Raw genomic sequence first — 20,344 nt, forward strand, 5'->3', positions numbered from 1 at the left:
CGGTAACACTCCCCGACGTCGAATTCCGTCCTCGAAAGCAGTGGAACTCAACCACATGTATCCGAAAGTCCTTGAGCGCCAAGGGCTCTGCACAGCGCCCCGAATTCGCCGGCAGCGCCTGCCGCCGAGAACCGGTCCGACGCGGTGCGCCGGTCCGGCTCTCGGTCATTCGCAGCCAACGCCGTCTCCGTCGCGGTCCAGATGAGTGTCGTAACCGGGCTCGCCCACATGGATCGGGTCGGCTCCGGCGGCGCGAACGGCGTCGCAGTTCTCGTAGTACACGTCCGACTGCTCCTCGGACTCCTCTGCGGCCTCGGTCGTCGGGTCAGGCTCGGGTTCAGGTTCCGGCTCTGGGTCGGGCTCCGCCTCCCCAGTGGCCGCTTCCTCCGAGGCCGCCCCAGCCGAAGGCGATGCGCTCGATTCGCTCGGCTCGGGTGTGCTCACCGCCTCGGCAGCGGACTCCGTATCAAGCGGGAACGGTGACGCCACGGCTGTGGTCGTCTCACCGACACCCGGATCATCCTCGTCGTCCGACTGGCTCGCGACGATGCCGATCCCGCAGCACAGGATCACGACGGCGCCGAGGGTTCCGTACAGCGCGATCGACTTCCCCGCGCTCACCACGTACTTCCCGGCGCCCTTGCCGTTCTGGCCGTTGATGATCACGCTGCCGGTCTTGCCCGCGAAGCTCCATTCCACGATCCAGGCAGGCGCGAGCACAAGTCGGCAGTCGACCGCCACATCCCCTGTGTCCGTGCCGGTCTGGCGCGCCACGTCACCGCCGATGTCCTGCTTGATGTCCTTGGCGATCGCCTTCTTCCGGGCCGAACGCGCCTCGAGCAGGGCCGACTCAGGCTCCACCGAATACCGCAGCGCCTGATGACCGGCCAGCAAACCCGACTCGAACGGCAACGCCGCGTTGAAGTCCCAGCCTTTCCGCACCTCGCTGATCCAGGGCTCTGTGATGCCGACGAGCGCCGCCGCAGGCACGAACGCCGGGAGGCTGAAATCCTCACGACCGTGCTCCACCTGACCCGAGACGTCCGTCCAGTCGGTCTGCTTGACCTTGTAGTGGCCCTTCTTCGGGTTGTAGAGCGTCTGGGTGACGCGGCGCCCGCGCTGGCCGCGGTAATTCGAGTACAGGTCGGTCCACCCGACCCAGTACGGCAGGTACACCGAGCGCTTCGTGCCGACCTGCACTTCGCGCTTGAAGTCGCCGCGCGCGAGCAGCTCCGAGGCCGCCCAGTTGCGAAAGTGGGCATCGACATCGGCCTCGTTGATGCTGAACGGGATCACCGCGACCGGGGGGATCAGCTCGGTCGCCGCCGGGTCGACGGTGACGGGTCCTCCGCAGGAGACGCAGCGGTCGGAGTAGTGCGGCGTTTGGAAGTTTGCTCCACAAGCGGGGCAACGTACTTGGTGCGGCCCGATGCTCGCGGACGGCTTGTGCGCGGGAAGCTGGACGACTCGCGCAGGATCGGGATGACGGCGTCCTCTGGACGCCGAGGAACTGCGGTTCACGTGTAGGGGTGCTTTCTCGAGAGGACGACCGCCTGCCGAAGCGGAAGGTGATGACTACACGCAGTAGGGTCGTCGGCGGTTGCCTTCGTGCTCTAACGGCCCCACCTCCGGTGAAGTTAAGGGAAGACGCGGGAGGAGTCGCCTGCTTCTAGTTGAGGTCGGTGGTCGGGTCCAATAGGGTGGGGGCATGGGTAGGTTGTTCCGGCGTGTCGTTCGCACCGCCCGCCGCACGCGTCGTGCTAGCCGCGGCTCCACGGTCCGCAGCGCTGACGGCAGGCAGTACCGCGTCGTCGCGGTCAACGAGACTGAGGACACCGAGTTCGCCGACCCGCCAAGGAAGTGGGGACGGGTCGGCCTCATGGCGGGGGCATGGGCCATCGCCCTCTCACTGGGCGCTTGGGTCGCCCCCGGCTTCGCCGCAAGTGGCAACCCGGACAACGTGGACCCGCGCGACGAGCCCGCGACCGACGCGAGCGGTGCTGCCCTCCGGTACATCCGATACGGCTCAAATGAAGACATAGACCGGGCCGACGCCGCCCTCTGCCAGGATGCTTCACCTGAACTCACTCCGGCTGAGATCGATGGGATCCGCCAGGCGTTCGATGAAGAGCTGGGCGGCATTACCCGGACTGACTTCGACGCGGGAGAGCCGTCGCCCGTGGCTGGGGGCACTCAGTTCACGATCACAGCTGCATATATCTATCAGGCGCAACAGCAGTATCAAGATTTCGTTGTCACGGTTGTGGAAGCCGACGGAACCTACTGTGTTTCTGATGCCGCTTTGCCAGAGGGAGATGAGCCGGATGCTGGGGATCGAACAGAGGAGCCAGTGGATCCGAAAGCGATAGCCCGCGACCTGATGCAAGCGGTGGTGCTTGATCGTGATCCCGCCGCAGCTGCTGAGTTCCAGTGTCCCCCTGAGTCCTACATAGGCATAACCCCAGAAGCGCTAGATGCGGCGATCACCGAGTGGGCCTCGGCCAACGGCCCTACAGAAGGTGCCATCGACACGATCAACCCGACAGAGTCCTCAGAGTCTTCGGTCACAGCCTTCGATTTCAAGATTACCCTCAAGGGTGAGCTGATTAGGGAATCCTTCATCTTTACTGTTGGGGTGCAAGGGAACTGTGTTGCGTTGCTCGAAGACGTAGATGGACTCATATGAATGTCATGCGCTCAAAGTCCACTTAAGACTTCGTGACACGCCGGAAGCGGCGGTTGACAATCGAGGGATTATCGCTCACCATTTGGTCAGCGCGTCCCCGCACGGCCGGTTTGATCGGTTTGTGCGAGACCATGCACCCAACTGAAGAAGGCAGTGAAAAATTCTGCCGCCCGGTGGCTCCTACTTTGGCGAGCCGGACCACCGGGCGGCCCCTAACACCAGAGGAGCAAGCTCCCTTGGCAACTACGACCATACTCGATTTCGGGCTGCCCGCAAACAGCCATTCCGGGGCGAATCAGAACCGCCGACCGGGCGTTCCCACCTACCTTGAGCAGGTGGTTTACGCAGCCACCGACGACGCGGATTCGCCCGGCGCGTACCGCTACGACCCCAAGGGGTACGACCCGACCGTCCCCGAATCGGACCCGCGCTCTCCGCGCTACGAGCCGCCGCATCTGCGGCACCAACCCGGCGACACGTGGATCATCGACCGCGACCGCCCGCGCGACCCGCTTGACCCCGGGCCGTTCGGCTCGCTGGACTGGCGCCCGGACAACCGCACCGGCAGACACCGCCGCGGGGAGCTGCCCGACCCGCCAGCTGAGACCGAACCGACCAGGCCTCGGTCCGAGCGCGCCAACCGACCGTCACCCGGCCCCACCTCCGAAGGGGCCGAGGAGCGTCGCCCGTCGCCCGGTCGCGGAGGCAACGAACCGCCCGAACCACCGGTGCGCCCGCGCCGCCGCTTCTGGGAGGACGATCACGAGGACCGCTACGACTTCGGCAAGCTCAGGGAGGATGCCTGGGTGCGGTTCCTGACCGGTTCGCAAGAGCTGCACCATGCCCACCTGATCGCCACCACCACCTTCACCGACCGCTGGGTTCAGTTCTGGATGACCATGCGCGCCTTCCTCTTCCGAATGCTCGGCATCACCCCGGCCGACAACTCGGAGCTGGTCGAGAGCCCGGCTCCGATCAAGGCTTCGCTACCGGTCGAGAGCCCGACCGTGCCGCTCCGAACCGTGAACGCACCGACGAAATCCTTGGCTCGACCGCTCCTCGCCGGAACGCCTTTTCAAGGGGCGCACCGAACCAACCCCATCGCTCCGTACCTGGGGAACTGGGAGCGACATTTCGATGAGCGTCAGGCCTTCCGAGAGGCGGTGGCGCTGTGAGCTACGAGTACGTTGGCGGCCTGGACAAGCGCGCTTCAGATGCTGCGGATGCCGACCTGGACGGCCTGCACTTCGCGGCCGTGATCGGCGGACGAAGGCTCTACTTCGCTGCACTGCCTTCCCAGGCGCGCTTTCGCATCACGATGGCGCGGGCATGGGAGCAGCGGACCGAGCCGCTCGGTTCGGTGATCCGACTCGACACCGACGAACCCGGCCTGCGCGTCTGCGCCCCATTGGAAGTCGAGTGGGCGGACAAGCACGCCGAGAGGATCGTCGCCGAGGCCGTATCGGTGTGGAAGTCGATCGCTCGGGGCAGCGAAGTCTGAGCCGGGAATGAGGGAAGGTCGGCGCACCGCGGTGGGGCAGTGCGCCGACCTTTTCATTATCCAAGTCACCAAAGTCCGAGTTACGGCGGTCCTGGCGGTCCAATGGTTGTGAATTCAGCCGACCTGTGTGGTTTGCGTGCTCCACGGGTCGCCTGCCGTGAACGAAACGGGACCATTTGAGGCCCTCGAGTACGATGGCGGCACCCTACAGTGCCCCCAACCTCAGGAGCCCCGTATGAGCCAAGACCTCTCGGTCGACCCGGATGCGATCAGAGCCGAGGGCGAGCGGCTGAAGGCCCTCGCCGGGGACTTCGACATCGTCGCCGACTACGCCCAGGACGCCGACCCCGACTGGCACATGTGGGGAGTGCCCGGCATCGCGCTGGCGCAGCTCTATTTCGCGAGCGCCGACCAGATCCACACCATCCTCAAGGAATTCGCGCCGGCCACCTCCGGCCTCGCCCAGCGGTTCATCGACTGCGCCGAGGCCTACACCGACTCCGACGAAGAGAGTGGCAAGGAGTTCGACGACCTCGAAGGGGACATCGTCCTTGTCTGACAATCAGAAGGGCCAAGTCGTCGACTTCACCGACGACCCCCAGGCCTCCAAGTTCGGGCTCAACGCCGACGGCAAGATCATCAACGGCGAACTCGGCGAGAACGCGAAGACCGCCGCCCTCGGCAACGCACCGATCTACTCGCAGTGGAACAACGCCAAGACGGCCTGGAACAACGGCCTGAACCCGCCGCAACCGTACTTCCACGGTGAATGGTGGGAGGAACTGCTCAACGCCATGCAGGCGAGCGCCGACATCTGCCTGCAGATCGTCGACGTGTTCGACTACGGCAAAGGCGTCGTGAACCTGTTCACTGGCAACTTCCTCGACATCCTCGGCACCCTCGCGGCGGCCGTGTGCAAAGGCTGGCTGGACTTCCTCTGGAACTCCTTCACACCCTTGCAGGACGCCGTCGGTGTGCTGCTCGGCAACCCTCCGAAGATCACGAACTCCGCGAACATGTGGAACTCGGTGTCCGAGAACCTCAAGGCGCTCCTGGACGCCATGGGCCCGGACCTGGAGCGGACCCTCAACCAGTGCTGGGACGGCCAGGCGGCGTGCAACGCGAGCGTCCGCGCCGGGGACCTCCTGCAGACCGTCGACTTCGCCTCGCAGAGCGCGAAGGGGCTGAGTGAGCTCCTGCTGATCTACGCGGACATGGCAGCGCGGATCAACGACACGGTCCGCCAGTTCATCGCCGACATCGTCGGCACGGTGATCGGCGCCATCGGCGACATCGCCACCAAGGGGCCGCTCGCGATCATTCCGATCGGCATCGACCTGGCGATCCTGCTCGCTCGGTACACGATGCGGCTCATCGGCATCGCCATCCAGGAAGCCTGGTTCATCATCGCCGGGATGCAGCTGCTCATCACGATCAGAGGCTGCTTCGAGAAAGCCATGGAAGTGCTTGAGAAGTTCTCCGGCTACAACCCCACGCTCAGCGTCTAGGAGGTGCTGCAATGGCGACAGACCCGTTCGACCAGGCCACGCTCGCCGCGCTGGCGGAAGGCATCACCGCCACCGCCGCGCATGAGGAATCGCTCGTCAAGGCGACCGCACTCCCGCACGGGGTGATCGTCGAGCTCGAGATCCAGCCGACCCTGCACGACCTGGGCGCCGCCACGGCGGCGGCCGAGATCCTGACCGTTATTCGTGCGGCGCAAGCACAAGCCGATGCGGAGCTCCAGCAGCGAGTGCAAGCGCACATCGCGGCGACGATGCCGGAATTCGGAGGAGGACAGGCATGAGCTTCGACTTCGACTCGCTGAAGCACATGAGACCGGAAGACATGATCGTGCGGCTTGAAGCCATGAAGGCGCAGGCCGAGCAGCAGCTGGCCGCGTTCGAGGCGATGAAGGAGCAGATCACGGCGATCACCGTGACTCGCACCGATGCCGAGGGCATGGTCACGTTGACCGTGGGCAGCGACGGTTACATCACGGACCTCGTCATCGATCCGGCAGTACATGGCCAGCAGTACCGCAGGCTCGGGTCGGTCATCGTCGCGACGCTTGCCGAAGCCCGAGCCGAGCTGCAGCAGAAGCTGAATGAGGCGGCCCCGCGCCGGGGCTGAGGACCACGGACGAGAGGTGGCCATGGACTGGCAGGGAGTTCCGCTGAAGCGGCTCGCCGAGTTGTACGGGGTGGTGACGACTCCTGAAGAGGCCCGGAAGTTCTACCGCAGGCAGGCGCGGATCAACATCCGGCTGATCTGGGGCACCAACCTCTTCTTCATCCTGCTCTTCGCCACCCTGGTGTTCACCGGAGTCCTCGCGTGAACGGCCCGCAGGGGTCGCCGAACCCTCAGGGGGTACCGCCGGAGGTCGAGGCGCGGCTGCGCGATCCCCGGCACCCGGTGCACCACGGCCTCGTTCTTCATCCTGTGCCGAACTTGATCGTCACCCGCAGCACCCCGCGCTACGGGGAGCGGCACCTCAGGATGTCCTGGTGGATGGCCAAGACCGTGGTGTTCGTGCATTACACGCGCATGCAGAAGCTCCTGTACTTCGGCGGCCTCATCGTTCTGATCCTCATGTGGACCGTGATCCCGCTGCTGCTCTTCGCGGATACGCCCAGTTGTGTATTCGACATGTCCAGCAACGGCTGTCCCGCACCTTAAGCACCGTCGTTCGGATTCCCTTCCATCTCGACGGTTTCACCGCCTTCCTGGAAGTAGGGCGGGCACTCGGTATCGGAGGCCTCGTCCAGATACTGCTCGATCTCCGCGACCCTCGATTCAAGGTAGGAACCCCGATAGACGGCCGGGGGGAAGTCCTCGCGCTGCGGCACCTCCAGCAGCACCCGATCACCGGGTTGAAGTGCGCTTTGCGGATCAGACAGTCCGGGATCCAGTACATCGAGCTCCACCGGTGCCGGCGACGCGGCGGGCTTGAGCGGATCCTCGACCGCGAAGGTCACGATGATTCGGTCAGCGACATCGGAGGGCGCCACCGAAACGACCTCCCCCACCGCTATGAACTCGGAGCAGGCGATGTTCTCGGCTTCGTTCAGACTCTGAACGAACGGCTGTCGTTCATTCTTGCCGAAATCAGCCGTGACGAGAATGAACGTGCCAAAGATGACCAGCGAAGCGCCGAGCACCAGTCCGGCGACCAGACCACCCGAGATCCGTTTGCGAGGCGCAGCACCGGCCTCTTTCCCGATCAGGTTGACCGCCCTCCGCAGATCCTCGTCTTCCGGTTCAGGTTCCTTCTCCGTCATTGGATCTCCTCTACTTGCAATCGGGTCCGAAGCGCGGCCACAGCCGAGTTCAGTCGGCTCTTCACTGTGCCTTCCGGGATATCCAGCATGAGAGCGATGTCCCTGACCGGTAGATCGACAAAGAAGCGCAAGGCCACCACCTGCCGCTGGAGATCGGTCAGAAGCTCTAGCCGCTCCGCCACTGCAAGCGCGAGGTCGCGGTCCTCCTGGGGATGATCCGGCGGCGTTGCGGCCCATCGTGCGGCAAGGCGTTCGCGCAGCCCGGTGTCGCGCTTCCGGGAACGGTGCCAGTCTGCCGCCACCCTCGAAGCGGCGACCGAGGCCCAGGCCCCAGGGTTCCGGATCGTCTCGAGATGAGCCTTCGAGCTTGACTGGAGCAGTTTGAGGCGGACCTCCTGGAGTGCGTCGTCCAGTTCGTCCCAGGGCACGCCGCCCAGAGCGAGGACCGCCCGGACCCGCTCCACCTCCTGTTGGTCGGTGAGGAGCGAAGCGCCTCGCTCCGCTCTGGTGCTGCGCTGTCGCGTCATGGCGGCTTCCTCCTTACTGTTGATATCTATGACGCGCGAACCAGGTGGAACGTTCGGAGCCGGTCGTCATTTCATACGGCAGCTCCGCATTGCGGGCGACCGCAGACCTCTTGCAGTCTCCGGCCGCCCGAATCGCGGCTATCTTCCTTGTGGGTCAGACACAGTCGGATGTCGCTGAGAACGCGTCAACCGGGACTTCGGGTGTTGCCGTCGGGGTGGCGGTTTCGAGCTCGGCGACCAGTGCGTCTGCGCTTTGCCCCGCCACCTGCTCTTCCAGGCCGCCGAAGGCCACGTTTTCCTCTGTCGCGGCGAACTGCTGCGGGCTCTGGATCTCACCTTCGAGTTCGCCGTTGCCGAGCACGCCGTCATCGTAGGGAATTTCGGAGCCTTCGCCGAGGCCGCGCCATTGCGCGGGCTCGGATTCTCCGTCCTCGCAGCGCTCGGGTTCCCATCGGATCGCCATGACATAGCTGTGGCCGACCTCGACCCGCGGACGCTCGTGCAGGGCCATCTCGAACGGCTCGGAGGTGTTGCCCTCCGTGAACTGCGCGCCGATCGCGGAGTAGTCCCACGTTGCAGGCGGGGCGACGAGGGTGCCGTCACGCGACCAGAGCACCTCGCTGACCTCCAGGGTCACAGTGCGGCCGATGATGCCCTCGCCGCGATCGAGTTCCGTCTGCGACGGCGGGACGGATACCTCTGATACCGCGCTGACCACGACAACGTGGTCGGCATAGGTGACCCAGTCGGCAGCAGTCTCACTCGGCAGGTGGTCGACACCTTCGACCATGACTGCACCGGGCGGGGGCTGCGATGGGGGGAGGGGCTCCGGAGCGGCGAACCCGGCGATTGCGAGGCCGATGGCCCCAGCGGTGGCCAGTACCGCTCCCACGGAGACGATCAGGGGTAGTCGCTTCATTGCCGTCTCCTCAGTAGGTGTTGTTGATGTTCTCGATGTTGTTGGAGCCGAGCGAGGTGGTGGAACCGACCGGGGTCACCATGCAGCCGAGCCGTGTATCGGTGTTGGTCTTCATCGGGGATGAGACGTTGCCGTGGACCAGACCGACCGCATGCCCCGTCTCGTGGCAAGCGAGTCCACGGGTGTAGGAGCCGGCCCCTCGGATGCGAACGTACTGCTGGTCGCACTTGTCCAGGTCCGATGCGTTGTTGCACCAGGTCATGCCGTCGACACTGGAAGGAATGTCGGCCGAGCCCTCCTGATAGATGATGTCGGTTTCGGCGCTGCCGGAGAACGACGGAGTCGAGTCGTACGAGACGCTCAGGTCGGTGGGGTTGTAGTCGCTGGACATGGTCGCCCGAACGTCGTCCCTGTCCGGAGTTTCGAGTTCGAACTCGCCGCCGCTGTCCATGTAGTACGTGAGTGTGGCGTTGTCCGTGCGGCAGGTGGACTGGCGTGCATTGGGTTCTTCCGAGAAGCAGCCGGCGTTGGCGTACTGCGTCGGATACATGTTGTCCGTGTAAGCGGCCCAAGCGATCCCGGCGGTAGCCGCCAGGGCGATGAGCACAACGGCGCAGAAGCCGACGATTCTGGCCGCGATCTTGTCTGCAAAGGCTGTCAGCAATGCGTCTTCCTGTCTGTTCGAGGAGTCAGGGCATGCCGGAGGCCCCGGAGGGAGACAGGGCGTGCGCCTTGTGTGCATGGCTACGCCCCGACTTTGCGGATGCAAGCCAGTCGGGTCGTGCCGTTTGGTTGGCATTTCGATGCGGGGAGAGGGACGATCTTGCTGTGCCAGAGGGGTGTCCGGCGCTGTGAGGGAGCCTCCATAAGCGATTGCGCAAATTGGATTGCCGCAAGGTTAACAGGGTCTGAAGGCTCTGTCAATCACGCTCTGTTGCTGGGAGGCAACGTCAAACGACGTGCGGGTCGCCGCATGGCCGCTGTCGGCTGCGCCGTCCATCCCTCATCGAAAGGCGGCGACCTCAGTTCAGTGGGGCGCCCATCTGGTTCATGAAGTCGACCGGGTCCACCGCGCCGGCCGGGCTGCGGTCGGCGTTCAGGTGCGTCTCGAAGTGCAGGTGCGGACCGCTCGATCGGCCGGACGAACCCACATAGCCGAGGATCTGACCGGCCTGGACTACGTCGCCCTCCTTCACCAGCGGAGCGGATCCGAAGTGGCAGTAGCGGGTCAGGTAGTCGCCGGCGTGCACGATGTTGACGTACCAGCCGCACCCGGCGACTTCCGGAGAACCGTCCTGGTTGCAGGAGTAGGGCGCACCGTACAGGCTCGCGTTGCACTCTGAGGTGATCACAGTTCCAGCAGCTGCGGCGACCACGGTCGCGCCGCGCGGTGCGCCGATGTCGACGCCGTGGTGGGTTGGTCTTTCAGCAGTACGGAATCCGGAGTTCAGCGGCCCTTCGACTGGAATGATCCAACCTGAAGCGGAGAGCTGCCCGGAGGGATTGCAGTTGCCGAGCTGGGTGTCGACGGCGGCCACGCGACCGCCGCCGCCGGTCAGGGTGTTGACGATCTCGGTCGCCTTCGGCTCGTGCTTGGCGTAGGCATTGGGGAAGGCGGAGATCTGGACCTTCTGCGCCGCAACCGTCAGCGGCAGCGTCTCCCAGTCGTCGATGGTCAGGAGCTTCTCGTAGAACTTCGTCGAGGCGTAGACCGGATCGGTGATCTGTTCCGGTGTGCCCCAACCGGTCGACGGCCGCTGCTGGAACAGGCCGAGCGAGTCGTGGTCGTTCTGGTCGCCGAGGTGGCCGTGGTTCGTCAGGCTCGACTCCTGCATCGCCGTCGCCACGGCGATGATCCAGCCCCGGGCCGGGATCTCGAGGTCCTGTCCGACCGAGATGATGATCGCGGCGTTCTTGATCTCCTCGGAGGTGTACGGGCTGATCGCGGGGAACTCGGCATTCGGGTCGACCGTGGAGTTCGTGCCGCAACCGGCCAGGCTCACCGTGCCCTCGTCGCCGTTCGACTGGTCGGACAGCAGCTGCACGACGGAGACGACCACACCGAGGCAGCACACGCTGACCACGGTGAGAATCCACATCAGCGGCCTGAGCTTCTTGGGGATCTTGGGCGTGATGGGGTCCGCGGAGCGTTCCTTCGCAGTGGTCTCGTCGTCGCCGATGGCACTCATGACTGCTCCCAGTCGATCGCCGAGACGAGCCAGCCGGTCCCGGTCAGGTTGTTGGAGCCTTCAGTCATGGTGAGGGTCAGTGTTCCCGTGTCCATCGGGAAGGCGACCTTCAAGCCCTCTGGGACCGGGGGTCCGGTGACCTCCGTGGCAGGCACCTCGCTTGGGTCGACGCCCTGCATCAGCTCGGCCTGCTCATCGGTGAGGAACGGGATGATCGAGTCGTACCAGCCGTCGGCGCTGTACCCGTTCGGATTGAGCCAGGCCTCGGCGAACTCGACCGATCGGTCGACCGCTTCCTGCGGCAGCTCCTCTTCGGGGTAGCAGTCGTCGCTTTCGCAGTTCTCCGTCGCGAAGCCGTCGTCTTCAGTGAAGGCCTCGGAGCTCGCTTCCGACGTCGAGCCTCCGCCGTTGGCATTGCCGCCGTCGAGCGGTGTCTGTTCGCGTTGGCTTGCCAGTGCGATGACGCCGAGCACGAGGATCAGGATGATGACGACGATCCCGTAGCGGGAGAAGATGATCCGGAGGGCTCGGTTCATCGGTCACTCTTTTCTCGAAGGCCGGTAGACCTCTCCACCGCCGGAACCGCCTCCGCCGGACGCCGCCGTCCCACTTTGACCACCGGCGCCGGCCGGTTGGTCGGCTCCGGTCTTCTGCTCGGGCAGGGTGTCAGTTCCGCGCGGTGTGCGCACGGTATCGGGGACCTCTTCGGGGCGCGCGTCGTCGCGGCGGCGCGAGACCCGCTCGCGCTCACGCTCGCGTTCGGCCTCGCGCTCGGATTCGGTGGTGCGTCTGCCGAGGAGCGAATCGGCCACGCCGCCGCCTGCGACGAGTCCGGCGATGCGCCTTCCTGGTCGTAGGAGCAGCCAAGCGGCGACGCCCAAGAGTCCAATGAGGACGACCTGGAGCCAGACGGGCATCGTGGTGCCCAGGATGCGGCTCGAAGCCCAGATGTAGATCACCGCAGCCAACGAGAAGATCGCGACGTTGATGATCGCCCCGAGGACCGTGTTGACCAGGCGTTTGAATGGGCCGCCAGCCGGGCGCAGCAGCGCGATCGTACCGATGATCGGCAGGGCCACGATCGCGAAGCGCACGATCATGAAGCCCAGGATGATCAGGATCGAGGCCACTAGGTCGAAGAGCGAGAAGAAGATCGCGGTCAGGAGCGCAAGGAAGCCGGTGCCGGTGCGCTCCCAGGCGCGCTGGCCGCTGATGTTGGCGTAGGCCTCAGGGTCCTCGGTCTGGATCTGAGCGACCAGGTTGCGCCAGTTCTCTTGCTTCTCCTCGATAAGGTCGTTGCGATACGTCGCGGAGTCCTCTGCTTCGGCTTGCTCTTCCCAGGAGAAGGCTTGAGCTGCGAAGAGAGCTGGACCGTACTTGTAAGCGGCGTTGGAGTCCGTGACGACGGGGTTTCCCTCGGCGTCCTCAACTACTTTGCCGTCGCGCTCCTGGAACGTGACTTCTTCGCTCTGGCCGAGCATGGTCCGCAGCCAGTTCTGGTAGAGCACCTGCCCGGAGACGGTGTCGGAGGCGACTACAGCGGCAGTGCGGGTGTCGACGCAGAAGTCTTCGCCGTTGTTTTCCTTTAGCTCGTCGTACCGCTCCTGGTCCATACCGTCCTCGCGCCAGCAGCCCTCAACCATGTCATCGTTGATGAGCACGGTGCTGAGGTTCATGCCGATGGTCAAAGCCTGATCCGTGTATTCGGCGGCCTTGACCGGCCAGCGAACCACGGCAGTGACGAGCACGAGAATGAGCACAGCCCAGGCCACGGTCGTGACCGCGTTGTTCATGTCGGCTTGCTTTGAGCGCCAAAGCAGGTAGAGGCCGATGAGTCCTACGGTGACCGCGCCGAAGACCGTGAAGATCTGGCGATACAGGATTTCGGTGCCCTGCTCCATGAACTCGTTGGACCAGCCCCACATGTTGTCGGGCTCCCAGGCGGCCTGCCGCATCGAGTTCGCGGCCCCGACAGTGGCGACCGATAGGTTGAACTCCATGTTCGCCAAGGCGTTCGCGGTGTCGGCACCGTTGGGGATCGACACGGAGTCGACGCAGCCGCCGCCGATCGACATCTCTTGGGAGCCGTACATCGGAAGCTGGTAACCGGCGTACCCGTAGGCGCTATAGGTGCCGATGCCTTCGCTCTTGTCGAGCCTGCTCGGCTCGGCGAACCAACCCGCCATGCCTGAGTCCGGAGAAGCGGGCTGTGGCGCAGCCTCGCATTGAAGCTCTTGACCTGCGGGCAGCTCCTCCAGGCAACTCGACCATTCGGTGTGCCACTCGTAATCGGTGCACCCCTCCGCATCACCCTGCGCCCCAGCCATACCCGGTGTGAACACCAAGGCCCCGGCCGCCGCCGTCAGGGCGAGCAGGACCCGGCCGAGGCGTCCGGCCGCGCGTGCGGCGAGGCCTGGTAGTCGGTGTCGGGTTGATGGAGGAGCAAGGTCGTGATCGGCGGAGGGGTCGGTCACTTCGCCTCCCCGGGCGTGGTGTTCAGGTACTCGAGCAGGTTGCGGACCCAGCTGAAGTCGGCGCGGATGCGCTGCACGCGTCCGTCGACGTCGCGCATCACGAACTCGCGGTAGGGGAGCTTCTGCGTCTCCGCCGCATCCACTTCGGACAGCGAGGCGAGGACGCTCTCGTAGCCGACGCCTGTGGGCACGCGCAGCAGCTTCAGCGCCTCCTCGGCGACCTCGCGGTCCTCGGCGATGCGGCCGACGAAGACCGTGGAGACGAGGTTCTGCACGTCGAGCCCGAGGATGTCCTTCGGGTTCTGGCTCGCCACCAGCGCCGCGAGGTTCCATTTGCGGGAGTCGCGGGCCAGGCGCACCAGGAACGAGCGGCCGGACTTCCAGCCCTCCATGAAGTGCGCCTCGTCGAGGCCGACGAGCTTGCGGCGGTGCATGTCGCCGCCGTAGGCGCGGCGCACGGCCAGGCGGTGCGCGGTGTGGAGCATCGGCAGGGCCAGGGCCTCTTCGGCGCTCCAGTACTCGCGCTCGATCCCGAGGTCGGGCAGGCGCAGGCCGGACATGGTGATCACCGTGAGCGCGGTGTCGTCCTCGAGCACGCCCTTGTCCGGGCTGCCGAAGAACAGCTTCGCGAGCGGCATCTCGGCGGTGTCGAGCAGGAGCGCGGCGAGTTCGGCGCCGTCGCCGGTGGCGTGGTCCTCGGCTTCCTGCAGGGACTCGACGACGTCCTCGATGGTCGAGTCCTCCTCGGCCGGGACGTACCGGGCCGCGTGGCGCAGGAGCCGCGCCGTGGAGGCCTCGCGCTGGATCTGCGGCGGCAGGAGCATCGCGCAGATGTCCTGCACGAGCATGCGCCGTTCGCTGCGCGCGTTGGAGATCGCGATGTCGTACTCGCGCTGGCCGTCCGGGGAGTCGTCGTAGTGCTCGCGTTTCGGGGAGGGGATGAGCGCGTACGGGGCGAGCGTCCCGTGCTCCGAGCCGGTGAGGTTGAGGACCCGCGAGTACGGCTTGAGCTCGGGCATCTCGCACAGCCGCGCGAGCGGGCCCGAAGGGTCGAGGAGCGTGACCTGGACGCCGCGGCGGGCCGCGAGGTAGCCGATCGCGCCCATGAGCGTGGACTTGCCGCCGCCGGGTTCGGCGACGAAGACCGAGAGGCCGGACTTCTCGCGCACTTCGGTGGCGAAGTGCATGTCGAGGAAGACCGGGCGGCGGCAGGTGCCGGCGGTGCGGCCGATGAGGTCGCCCCGCTGGTCGCCCACAGTGGACGCGGCCTGCGGCAGGGCCGCGGCGAAGAGCTTGACGGGCATGCGGCGCACGTAGCCGGTCTGCGCGACCGGCTCGCCCGGGATGAACTCGCGGGCCAGCCAGTCCTGGTTCTTCGGGTGCTGGAGGCTGATGCGCATGTCCCGCTGGTACATCTGCATCAGCGTGCGGGCGCGCTCCAGGCACTCCTCTTTCGTGTCGGCGGTGACGGCGATGCGGTGCCAGCCGTGGGCGCGGGCGGCGTCGATCGGCAGGCCGGTGGTCATCTCGTCGCCCACGCCGAGGGCGCGTTCGGCGAGGCGCTGGAGCTCCGGCGGGGCGTCCATCGCGTGCTCGTCGTAGTCGCGCTGCTGGCTTCGGATGAGGCGCAGGCGGTGGTCGAGGTCGCGGAAGGCCTCGCCGGGGCCGAGGATGTCGATGCGGCTCGAGAGTTCGACGGGCCAGGGGCAGCGCTCGTGGAAGTGCAGCCACGGCTCGTGGCGCTGCGGGATCTCCAGCTCCTCCATGCGCCCCACGGTGAGGACCGCGGTGTGCTTCTCCTCGCCGGTGAGGCGGTTGACGAGCTTCACCGTCGAGCCGTACGGGCTCCGGTAGCGCTCGATCGACTCGGTGAGGGCCAGGACGTCGCCGGTCTCCCACTCGCTGTTGGAGCCTGAGAGCAGGCGCGGCGGCGACATGCCGAGCGCGACGGAGCGGTAGACGAGCCATTCGAGTTCGGCGGTGGTGGCGCGGCGGGCGCGTACACCGAAGGAGCCGAGGACCTCGTCGAACTGGAGGCTGCGCTTCTCGATCTTCTCGCGCTCGGAGAGCTTGGTGCCGCGGCCGAACATGCGGCCGACCTTCTCTCCCAGCTGGTCGAGGGCGCCGCGGCGGCTGAAGGTGATGCCGAGGAAGGTCTCGCCCTCGGCGTGCGAGAGCTGCTGCAGGTGGCGCTGGGCGGCCACGAGGTGGTCGGCCCAGCTGGTGCCGCCCGGGACGGTGCGCAGCGGGCGCGCGGTGTTGCGGTCGACCGTGCGGGCCCACTCGTCGGCCGGGAACGGCCGGGTGGTGCGGCGGAGGTGGACGCGCATGCCCGCGAGGCCGGCGAACTGCTCGGCGATGGCGACGATGAGCGCCTCGCGTTCGAGGTCGGGCCGGAAGGACCAGCGCACGCCGGGCAGCTTGTACCAGGCGGTGACCGAGGCGGGCGTGAACGTGGCGTGCCCGGCGATCTCGGTGAGGCTCAGCTCGCGGAGCGGCTGCTTCTCCTTGTCGCGGGGCAGCGGCTTGACGCGGGTCGGCTTGAGCTCGGTCGTCTGCAGCTGGGCGGCCTCGGCGCGGGCCTGCTTGACCGGGACGAGGTCCTGGCCCGGCACCCGTTGTGCACCCTTTTGTTCAGCTGCTGTACGACCTGTGGAAACATTCCCGCGCCGCTGGTCAACAGCCTGTGGATAACTCTGTCCCGGCTGTGGATAACTTCCGTTGTGCTGTGGATAACCCTGTGGATTTCCGCTGGTGGGAGCCTGTGGGTAACGCTGTTGATACCCCTGTGGATAACTCCCCGGATTCTGTGGATAACCCTGGGGATAAGCCTGTGGACGACTCCCTGACGGAGGGGTCATCGGCGCAGGTGGCGAAGCGTGTCGGACGGAGTCCGAAGAGGAGGACGGGCGCCCGGGCGCCACCGGTGAGGGCTGGGCGGCCGGGCTCGGCTGCGTGGGGCTCGGAGCGGGCGGGCTCGCCGAGCGGTGCGCAATGACCGGCTCGGTGCTCTGCTTCCTGACCGGCTCCGCCCTGCTGTGCCCTTTGACGGGCTCCGCCCGAAATACCGCGTCCGCCAGCGCGGTGGCGTCGTCGCCGAGGTCGCCGGACTGCCGCTCCCGGTCCCGCACGGGTGCGGGGGGCCGGGGGGCGGAGAACTTGGCGACGGGCTGTCGGCGATCCTCGCCGCTCATAGACGCTCCTCAGTTCGGACGGGCTCCACGAGTGTGGGCCGCAAGCGGATCGAACGGGTCGTGAACGCCGGTATCCGCTTCTCGTCGCCGGCGTCGCGCGTGTGCTTCCAGTCGGTGAGCAGCGTGCGAACAACCGTGGTCGCGGGGCGGTCGGCGTCGACGTAGCGGAAGATCAGCGAGGTGGCGACGAGGGCGAGGGAGATCTCGATGGCGGGGAAGAGGTCGACGTCGCCGGTGAAGGTCCAGCGGAGCAGCATGAACAGGGCCAGGAGGGCGGCGAAGGCCCCGTACTGCCCGTAGGGGAGGTGGACGGGGAGGGTGTACCCGGGAGGGCCGAGGTACAGCAGCCGGGCACGGTAGATGTCGTCGTCGGTGCGCAAGCGCATGGGCGTCCTCCGTCCGGCCTTATTTCAGGGGCGATGTGGGGTTGCTAATCCTCGGAGCTGAAGAGGATGTCGACCAGGCCGGTGCCGACGGCGACCAGGACCACCGCTCCGGCGATGAACGCGATCCCGATGATGGCGATCGTGGAGGAGGTGAGCACGCGGCTGACCTCGCCCTTGTTGGAGCGCGCGATGAAGATGAGTCCCAGGATGGCCAAGAGAATCGGGGCGATCTTCGACAGGAAGAATCCGATGATCCCCTGCGTGTTGATCTCGGCGCCGGCCTGGGCGTGCGCGGCCACCGTCCAGAGTGTCTCACTCATCATCGTCAGTCCCAATCCTTCCGTCACAGGGGTCACTGCAGTCTCACGTAACGCAATCTTCACTCATGTTTCTTGTCTCCCAACCCATTGCGGGGTCTGCCCCTCATCATATGCCGCGGTGCTGACAGAACGCACCTTCGTCGGGTCGAAGAGCGACTGCAAGCGCTGACACGAGACAGTGAACTTGATTCAGCGGCGGAAGGCAATCCGATGGACGCGATCACTCCGTGTCGGCAATCCGACACTAAACTCGGGGAGGTCGGTGTCCTACGCTCGGAGACGCCCCTGGGCCGCACAATAGAGCCCGACGAACCAGCACCGACCGACACAACCGAATCCAGCCCACACCGCCGGCCACCAGGCCGAGCACCGACCTCGCGGAGACCACCATGGACTACATCGACGACATCGCCGGGCGGCTGACCGCCGCCGCGATCGCCTTCGCCGTCGCCGGTCTCGCCGTCGCCGCCCTCTCCGCCGCCGCCCTCGGCGGAGTGCGGGCCTCCGAGAAGTGGCCCTCCGCCCCCGTCCCGCGCCTCGGCCGCCCCGCCGTCATGGCCGGCGCACTCCTCGGCCTCGTCATGTTCGCCCTCGCCGCAGGGCTTTTCTCCTTGGCGCAGTTCGGCACCGGGCTCAACGCGAACCTGCGGGTGCTCCTGGCGGTCGGCGTCGACCTCGCCGCCCTCGCCCTCGGATTGTGGTTGGTGAGCTACGTTGCGGGGAACGTCGAGATGCGCACGCTCATCAACGTGCCCGACCAGCCGATGAACCCGCCGCCGATCCCGGTGTCGGGCGACCCGACCCGCTACCAGATGCCGGACTACACGGAGACCCCCATGGAACCCGAGCCGCAGGACTACCCGCACACCGCACCGGAACCGCGCCACCCGCAGCAGTACCAGCAGGCCTACTCCGAACCGCGGTCGCCGTACGCGCCCGACACCGCCGCCACCGGCAGCCTCCCCGCCGCCCGCTCCAAAGTCCCGACCATCCCCACCGACACCCGGCCCGGCTGGGTCTTCCAGGACCGCGGCACCGGCGCCTACTACGCCGCCGTCGCCCAGAGCCGCGGCGGCATCAGCCTCCTCGCCCTCGACGACTTCACCGTCGCCCGCACCGCCTCCCTCGTCGGCCCCCTCGAACTCGTCGGCTCCGTCGAAGCCACCGTGTGGCCCTTGGAGAACGGCGAGAACGGCAGGACCGAGGCCGAAGCCGAACAATGAGTGAACACTGCGGTCAGTCGGCCGCGGGCGCGCAGGTGATCCTCAGCAGATAGGGGTCGAGGTCGTTCTCGGCGTCGACGGCCCCGATGCCCGCTCGCCGCAGGACCGTCTGCACGCGTGCGGTGGCCGCCGTCAGATCGTCGTCGAGGTCGAACTCGTGCCGACCGGCGCCTGCGGCTCGGCGGTCGCCGGCCCGGAGGTTCGCATTCGACTCGAGGCCGATCTCGCCGCCGAAAGCGCGTCGGACACCAGCCCCGCAACCCGCTCGAGCTTCTTCGGCGAAGCCTGCTCAAGACTCATCGACGATGCCGTCCAACCGGACCGGGCCGCGCCGCCGAATCGCTCCTTCGGCGCTGAGCCGCCGCCCATCAGCGCGTGGTCGGATCGTCCATGACCCGGCTGTACAGCTCGGCGCACGCCTCGTCCTCGGTCGCGAAGACCTCCTCGTAAGCCCGCTCGCCGCGCTGCGAATAGTAGACGGCCCAGCCGTTCTCGCGCTGCTCCAGCGTATGGCTCTCGTTCGGCAGCCCGCCCTCGAGCCAGTAGGTGTTCTCGCGTACGCCCTCGGCTTCGAGCAGGCGGGCGAGGTCGTTCTTCTTCATGGCAGGCACCTTACAGTCGAGTGAGCTTCGAATACCCGGACGCATCAGGTTTCAGCAGGTCTTTTACCGCGGACGGCAGCTTGTACTGCGTCCCCATGCCCGGCTCGCCGAACCACGGCGCGATGGTCGCCTCGTCCACCTCGATGTCCTCGTTCAGCCGGAACCTGCTGTACGGCGACGACCTGCCTTCGGGCGGCATCGCCCGCTGCTCGAACGGGATCCCGTCGGGCGAGGTGTAGTCGCCCCAGTCGCTGCCGTACCGGTCGATGATCGTGCCCTTGGGCAGGGTGACCTTCCGGGAAGGGCCGAGCGCGCCCGCATCCGGCGGCCAGTTGAGGTCGCCCCGGGGCAGGCCCGGAGCGGGCGGCGTGTCCCGGTCGCCATGGCCGGGACCGGGATTGGAGCCTATCGGTGAGGGGCCGGTCATCCACTGCTTGTGCAGATCGGCCATGGTGGGCGCGGACGAGGCCGACGAGCGGCGGGCGCTGCTGCGGGGCAGGCCGCCTGGATGCTTTCCAGTCGTCATGGGGGTGCGGACCTTCCGTGGGGGAACCCGGAAGCGGGGTTATCCAGCAAACTAGACCAGCGGTGCCAGTACCACCGTCGTGGCCGCCGATTCCGTGCGCACCAGCCCTGGCGGGCCGGTGCTAGCCTGACCGCACAGCACCACCGCACCCCCGAGGAGGCTTGACGTGTTCGGTCTCGTGCAAGTCGAAAGCCAGGCGATACGCAGCGCTTCCAGCCGGATGAAGCAGTTCGCGAGCCAGGCGAAGAGCCTTCCCCAGAACGCGGTCCAGGCCGCGCAGCGAGCCGAGAGCGCCAACCGGGGATTCATGTGCGCCGACGGCGCCAAGGACTTCGCCGACGACCTCGAAGAGGACATGAAGGACCTCAACGAGCACCTGGAGGACACCGCCGAAGTCCTCGAGGACATCGCCGACCACTGGGACCGCGCGGACGAGGACGCCGCCGCCGACTTCAAGCCGATCGGCTCCGAACTGAGCGGCTTCAACGTCCCCACCATCCCCGGAGGAGCGTGACG

At 66.6% G+C, this 20,344-nt stretch carries 25 protein-coding genes; 11 read left to right on the forward strand and 14 right to left on the reverse strand.

The features are described from left to right. Positions 1-165: 165 nt before the first annotated feature. Complete coding sequence (locus AB0I03_RS13390) at positions 166-1,296, reverse strand: excalibur calcium-binding domain-containing protein (RefSeq protein WP_360411329.1); 1,131 nt, start codon at positions 1,294-1,296, stop codon at positions 166-168. A 412-nt stretch (positions 1,297-1,708) separates the two neighbouring features. On the opposite strand from AB0I03_RS13390, the gene AB0I03_RS13395 reads away from it, so the two are divergent. The 9 genes from AB0I03_RS13395 to AB0I03_RS13435 all read left to right on the forward strand — a co-directional run bounded on the left by AB0I03_RS13395 (position 1,709) and on the right by AB0I03_RS13435 (position 6,866). Further along, positions 1,709-2,686 (forward strand): hypothetical protein, encoded by a 978-nt coding sequence (locus AB0I03_RS13395; protein ID WP_360411332.1) that lies wholly within the window; start codon positions 1,709-1,711, stop codon positions 2,684-2,686. 131 nt (positions 2,687-2,817) lie between these two features. Continuing rightward, positions 2,818-3,861 (forward strand): hypothetical protein, encoded by a 1,044-nt coding sequence (locus tag AB0I03_RS13400; protein ID WP_360411335.1) that lies wholly within the window; start codon positions 2,818-2,820, stop codon positions 3,859-3,861. Next, positions 3,858-4,187, forward strand: coding sequence for a hypothetical protein (locus AB0I03_RS13405; protein ID WP_360411338.1), 330 nt, complete (start codon positions 3,858-3,860; stop codon positions 4,185-4,187). The genes AB0I03_RS13400 and AB0I03_RS13405 overlap by 4 nt, the downstream gene beginning before the upstream one ends. Positions 4,188-4,422: 235 nt before the next feature. Further along, positions 4,423-4,746: a type VII secretion target gene (locus AB0I03_RS13410; protein WP_360411341.1), complete on the forward strand. Its 324-nt coding sequence runs from the start codon at positions 4,423-4,425 to the stop codon at positions 4,744-4,746. Then, a complete protein-coding gene (locus AB0I03_RS13415) occupies positions 4,739-5,695 on the forward strand; it encodes a hypothetical protein (protein ID WP_360411344.1) in 957 nt (318 codons plus the stop codon). The genes AB0I03_RS13410 and AB0I03_RS13415 overlap by 8 nt, the downstream gene beginning before the upstream one ends. 11 nt (positions 5,696-5,706) lie before the next feature. Continuing rightward, the gene (locus AB0I03_RS13420; protein ID WP_360411347.1) at positions 5,707-5,994 is read left to right on the forward strand and encodes a hypothetical protein; all 288 of its coding nucleotides are present in this window, start codon (positions 5,707-5,709) and stop codon (positions 5,992-5,994) included. Then, positions 5,991-6,320 carry a YbaB/EbfC family nucleoid-associated protein gene (locus tag AB0I03_RS13425; RefSeq protein WP_360411350.1) on the forward strand — a complete coding sequence of 110 codons (330 nt, stop codon included), beginning with the start codon at positions 5,991-5,993 and terminating at the stop codon, positions 6,318-6,320. The genes AB0I03_RS13420 and AB0I03_RS13425 overlap by 4 nt, the downstream gene beginning before the upstream one ends. A 22-nt stretch (positions 6,321-6,342) precedes the next feature. Beyond that, entirely contained in the window at positions 6,343-6,525 is a 183-nt protein-coding gene (locus tag AB0I03_RS13430) for a hypothetical protein (RefSeq protein WP_360411353.1), read from the forward strand. Beyond that, positions 6,522-6,866 (forward strand): hypothetical protein, encoded by a 345-nt coding sequence (locus AB0I03_RS13435; RefSeq protein WP_360411356.1) that lies wholly within the window; start codon positions 6,522-6,524, stop codon positions 6,864-6,866. Before AB0I03_RS13430 ends, AB0I03_RS13435 begins: the two co-directional genes overlap by 4 nt. Here the strand turns inward: AB0I03_RS13435 and AB0I03_RS13440 are convergent. The 10 genes from AB0I03_RS13440 to AB0I03_RS13485 form a co-directional block, all read right to left on the reverse strand. Next, positions 6,863-7,468, reverse strand: a complete 606-nt coding sequence (locus AB0I03_RS13440; RefSeq protein WP_360411359.1) for a hypothetical protein — start codon at positions 7,466-7,468, stop codon at positions 6,863-6,865. The two genes, AB0I03_RS13435 and AB0I03_RS13440, sit on opposite strands and share 4 nt — an antisense overlap. Next, positions 7,465-7,995 (reverse strand): sigma-70 family RNA polymerase sigma factor, encoded by a 531-nt coding sequence (locus AB0I03_RS13445; RefSeq protein ID WP_360411362.1) that lies wholly within the window; start codon positions 7,993-7,995, stop codon positions 7,465-7,467. The genes AB0I03_RS13440 and AB0I03_RS13445 overlap by 4 nt, the downstream gene beginning before the upstream one ends. Before the next feature lie 154 nt (positions 7,996-8,149). After that, positions 8,150-8,785 (reverse strand): hypothetical protein, encoded by a 636-nt coding sequence (locus AB0I03_RS13450; RefSeq protein WP_360411365.1) that lies wholly within the window; start codon positions 8,783-8,785, stop codon positions 8,150-8,152. A 139-nt stretch (positions 8,786-8,924) separates the two neighbouring features. Beyond that, positions 8,925-9,578 carry a hypothetical protein gene (locus AB0I03_RS13455; RefSeq protein ID WP_360411368.1) on the reverse strand — a complete coding sequence of 218 codons (654 nt, stop codon included), beginning with the start codon at positions 9,576-9,578 and terminating at the stop codon, positions 8,925-8,927. A gap of 358 nt (positions 9,579-9,936) precedes the next feature. Next, the gene (locus AB0I03_RS13460; protein ID WP_360411371.1) at positions 9,937-11,103 is read right to left on the reverse strand and encodes a M23 family metallopeptidase; all 1,167 of its coding nucleotides are present in this window, start codon (positions 11,101-11,103) and stop codon (positions 9,937-9,939) included. Then, a complete protein-coding gene (locus tag AB0I03_RS13465; RefSeq protein ID WP_360411374.1) occupies positions 11,100-11,639 on the reverse strand; it encodes a hypothetical protein in 540 nt (179 codons plus the stop codon). Before AB0I03_RS13465 ends, AB0I03_RS13460 begins: the two co-directional genes overlap by 4 nt. 3 nt (positions 11,640-11,642) lie before the next feature. Next, on the reverse strand, positions 11,643-13,577 hold the full coding sequence (locus tag AB0I03_RS13470; protein ID WP_360411377.1) for a hypothetical protein: 1,935 nt from the start codon (positions 13,575-13,577) through the stop codon (positions 11,643-11,645). Further along, positions 13,574-16,771, reverse strand: a complete 3,198-nt coding sequence (locus AB0I03_RS13475; protein ID WP_360411380.1) for an ATP-binding protein — start codon at positions 16,769-16,771, stop codon at positions 13,574-13,576. Before AB0I03_RS13475 ends, AB0I03_RS13470 begins: the two co-directional genes overlap by 4 nt. Beyond that, positions 16,768-17,157, reverse strand: a complete 390-nt coding sequence (locus AB0I03_RS13480; protein WP_360411383.1) for a hypothetical protein — start codon at positions 17,155-17,157, stop codon at positions 16,768-16,770. The genes AB0I03_RS13475 and AB0I03_RS13480 overlap by 4 nt, the downstream gene beginning before the upstream one ends. Positions 17,158-17,201: 44 nt before the next feature. After that, positions 17,202-17,480 carry a hypothetical protein gene (locus AB0I03_RS13485; RefSeq protein WP_360411386.1) on the reverse strand — a complete coding sequence of 93 codons (279 nt, stop codon included), beginning with the start codon at positions 17,478-17,480 and terminating at the stop codon, positions 17,202-17,204. A gap of 386 nt (positions 17,481-17,866) precedes the next feature. On the opposite strand from AB0I03_RS13485, the gene AB0I03_RS13490 reads away from it, so the two are divergent. Next, positions 17,867-18,700 carry a hypothetical protein gene (locus tag AB0I03_RS13490; protein WP_360411389.1) on the forward strand — a complete coding sequence of 278 codons (834 nt, stop codon included), beginning with the start codon at positions 17,867-17,869 and terminating at the stop codon, positions 18,698-18,700. A gap of 132 nt (positions 18,701-18,832) precedes the next feature. Here the strand turns inward: AB0I03_RS13490 and AB0I03_RS13495 are convergent, their stop codons facing one another. The 3 genes from AB0I03_RS13495 to AB0I03_RS13505 form a co-directional block, all read right to left on the reverse strand. Next, positions 18,833-19,000 carry a hypothetical protein gene (locus tag AB0I03_RS13495; RefSeq protein WP_360411392.1) on the reverse strand — a complete coding sequence of 56 codons (168 nt, stop codon included), beginning with the start codon at positions 18,998-19,000 and terminating at the stop codon, positions 18,833-18,835. A 68-nt stretch (positions 19,001-19,068) separates the two neighbouring features. After that, a complete protein-coding gene (locus tag AB0I03_RS13500) occupies positions 19,069-19,302 on the reverse strand; it encodes a hypothetical protein (RefSeq protein WP_360411395.1) in 234 nt (77 codons plus the stop codon). A gap of 10 nt (positions 19,303-19,312) precedes the next feature. Further along, positions 19,313-19,828, reverse strand: a complete 516-nt coding sequence (locus AB0I03_RS13505; protein WP_360411398.1) for a TNT domain-containing protein — start codon at positions 19,826-19,828, stop codon at positions 19,313-19,315. Between the two features lie 166 nt (positions 19,829-19,994). On the opposite strand from AB0I03_RS13505, the gene AB0I03_RS13510 reads away from it, so the two are divergent. Then, the gene (locus AB0I03_RS13510; RefSeq protein WP_360411401.1) at positions 19,995-20,342 is read left to right on the forward strand and encodes a type VII secretion target; all 348 of its coding nucleotides are present in this window, start codon (positions 19,995-19,997) and stop codon (positions 20,340-20,342) included. Positions 20,343-20,344: the final 2 nt, after the last annotated feature.

This window comes from Glycomyces sp. NPDC021274 (assembly GCF_040641195.1).
Lineage (GTDB): Bacteria > Actinomycetota > Actinomycetes > Mycobacteriales > Micromonosporaceae > Glycomyces.

What these genes read in the sequence shown, in the direction of transcription:
- AB0I03_RS13395 (WP_360411332.1), top strand. Translation starts at nt 1,709, where the DNA reads ATGGGTAGGTTGTTCCGGCGTGTCGTTCGCACCGCCCGCCGCACGCGT.
- AB0I03_RS13400 (WP_360411335.1), top strand. Translation starts at nt 2,818, where the DNA reads ATGCACCCAACTGAAGAAGGCAGTGAAAAATTCTGCCGCCCGGTGGCT.
- AB0I03_RS13410 (WP_360411341.1), top strand. Translation starts at nt 4,423, where the DNA reads ATGAGCCAAGACCTCTCGGTCGACCCGGATGCGATCAGAGCCGAGGGC.
- AB0I03_RS13420 (WP_360411347.1), top strand. Translation starts at nt 5,707, where the DNA reads ATGGCGACAGACCCGTTCGACCAGGCCACGCTCGCCGCGCTGGCGGAA.
- AB0I03_RS13425 (WP_360411350.1), top strand. Translation starts at nt 5,991, where the DNA reads ATGAGCTTCGACTTCGACTCGCTGAAGCACATGAGACCGGAAGACATG.
- AB0I03_RS13430 (WP_360411353.1), top strand. Translation starts at nt 6,343, where the DNA reads ATGGACTGGCAGGGAGTTCCGCTGAAGCGGCTCGCCGAGTTGTACGGG.
- AB0I03_RS13440 (WP_360411359.1), bottom strand. Translation starts at nt 7,468, where the DNA reads ATGACGGAGAAGGAACCTGAACCGGAAGACGAGGATCTGCGGAGGGCG.
- AB0I03_RS13445 (WP_360411362.1), bottom strand. Translation starts at nt 7,995, where the DNA reads ATGACGCGACAGCGCAGCACCAGAGCGGAGCGAGGCGCTTCGCTCCTC.
- AB0I03_RS13450 (WP_360411365.1), bottom strand. Translation starts at nt 8,785, where the DNA reads ATGGTCGAAGGTGTCGACCACCTGCCGAGTGAGACTGCTGCCGACTGG.
- AB0I03_RS13460 (WP_360411371.1), bottom strand. Translation starts at nt 11,103, where the DNA reads ATGAGTGCCATCGGCGACGACGAGACCACTGCGAAGGAACGCTCCGCG.
- AB0I03_RS13465 (WP_360411374.1), bottom strand. Translation starts at nt 11,639, where the DNA reads ATGAACCGAGCCCTCCGGATCATCTTCTCCCGCTACGGGATCGTCGTC.
- AB0I03_RS13475 (WP_360411380.1), bottom strand. Translation starts at nt 16,771, where the DNA reads ATGAGCGGCGAGGATCGCCGACAGCCCGTCGCCAAGTTCTCCGCCCCC.
- AB0I03_RS13480 (WP_360411383.1), bottom strand. Translation starts at nt 17,157, where the DNA reads ATGCGCTTGCGCACCGACGACGACATCTACCGTGCCCGGCTGCTGTAC.
- AB0I03_RS13485 (WP_360411386.1), bottom strand. Translation starts at nt 17,480, where the DNA reads ATGATGAGTGAGACACTCTGGACGGTGGCCGCGCACGCCCAGGCCGGC.
- AB0I03_RS13490 (WP_360411389.1), top strand. Translation starts at nt 17,867, where the DNA reads ATGGACTACATCGACGACATCGCCGGGCGGCTGACCGCCGCCGCGATC.
- AB0I03_RS13495 (WP_360411392.1), bottom strand. Translation starts at nt 19,000, where the DNA reads ATGAGTCTTGAGCAGGCTTCGCCGAAGAAGCTCGAGCGGGTTGCGGGG.
- AB0I03_RS13500 (WP_360411395.1), bottom strand. Translation starts at nt 19,302, where the DNA reads ATGAAGAAGAACGACCTCGCCCGCCTGCTCGAAGCCGAGGGCGTACGC.
- AB0I03_RS13505 (WP_360411398.1), bottom strand. Translation starts at nt 19,828, where the DNA reads ATGACGACTGGAAAGCATCCAGGCGGCCTGCCCCGCAGCAGCGCCCGC.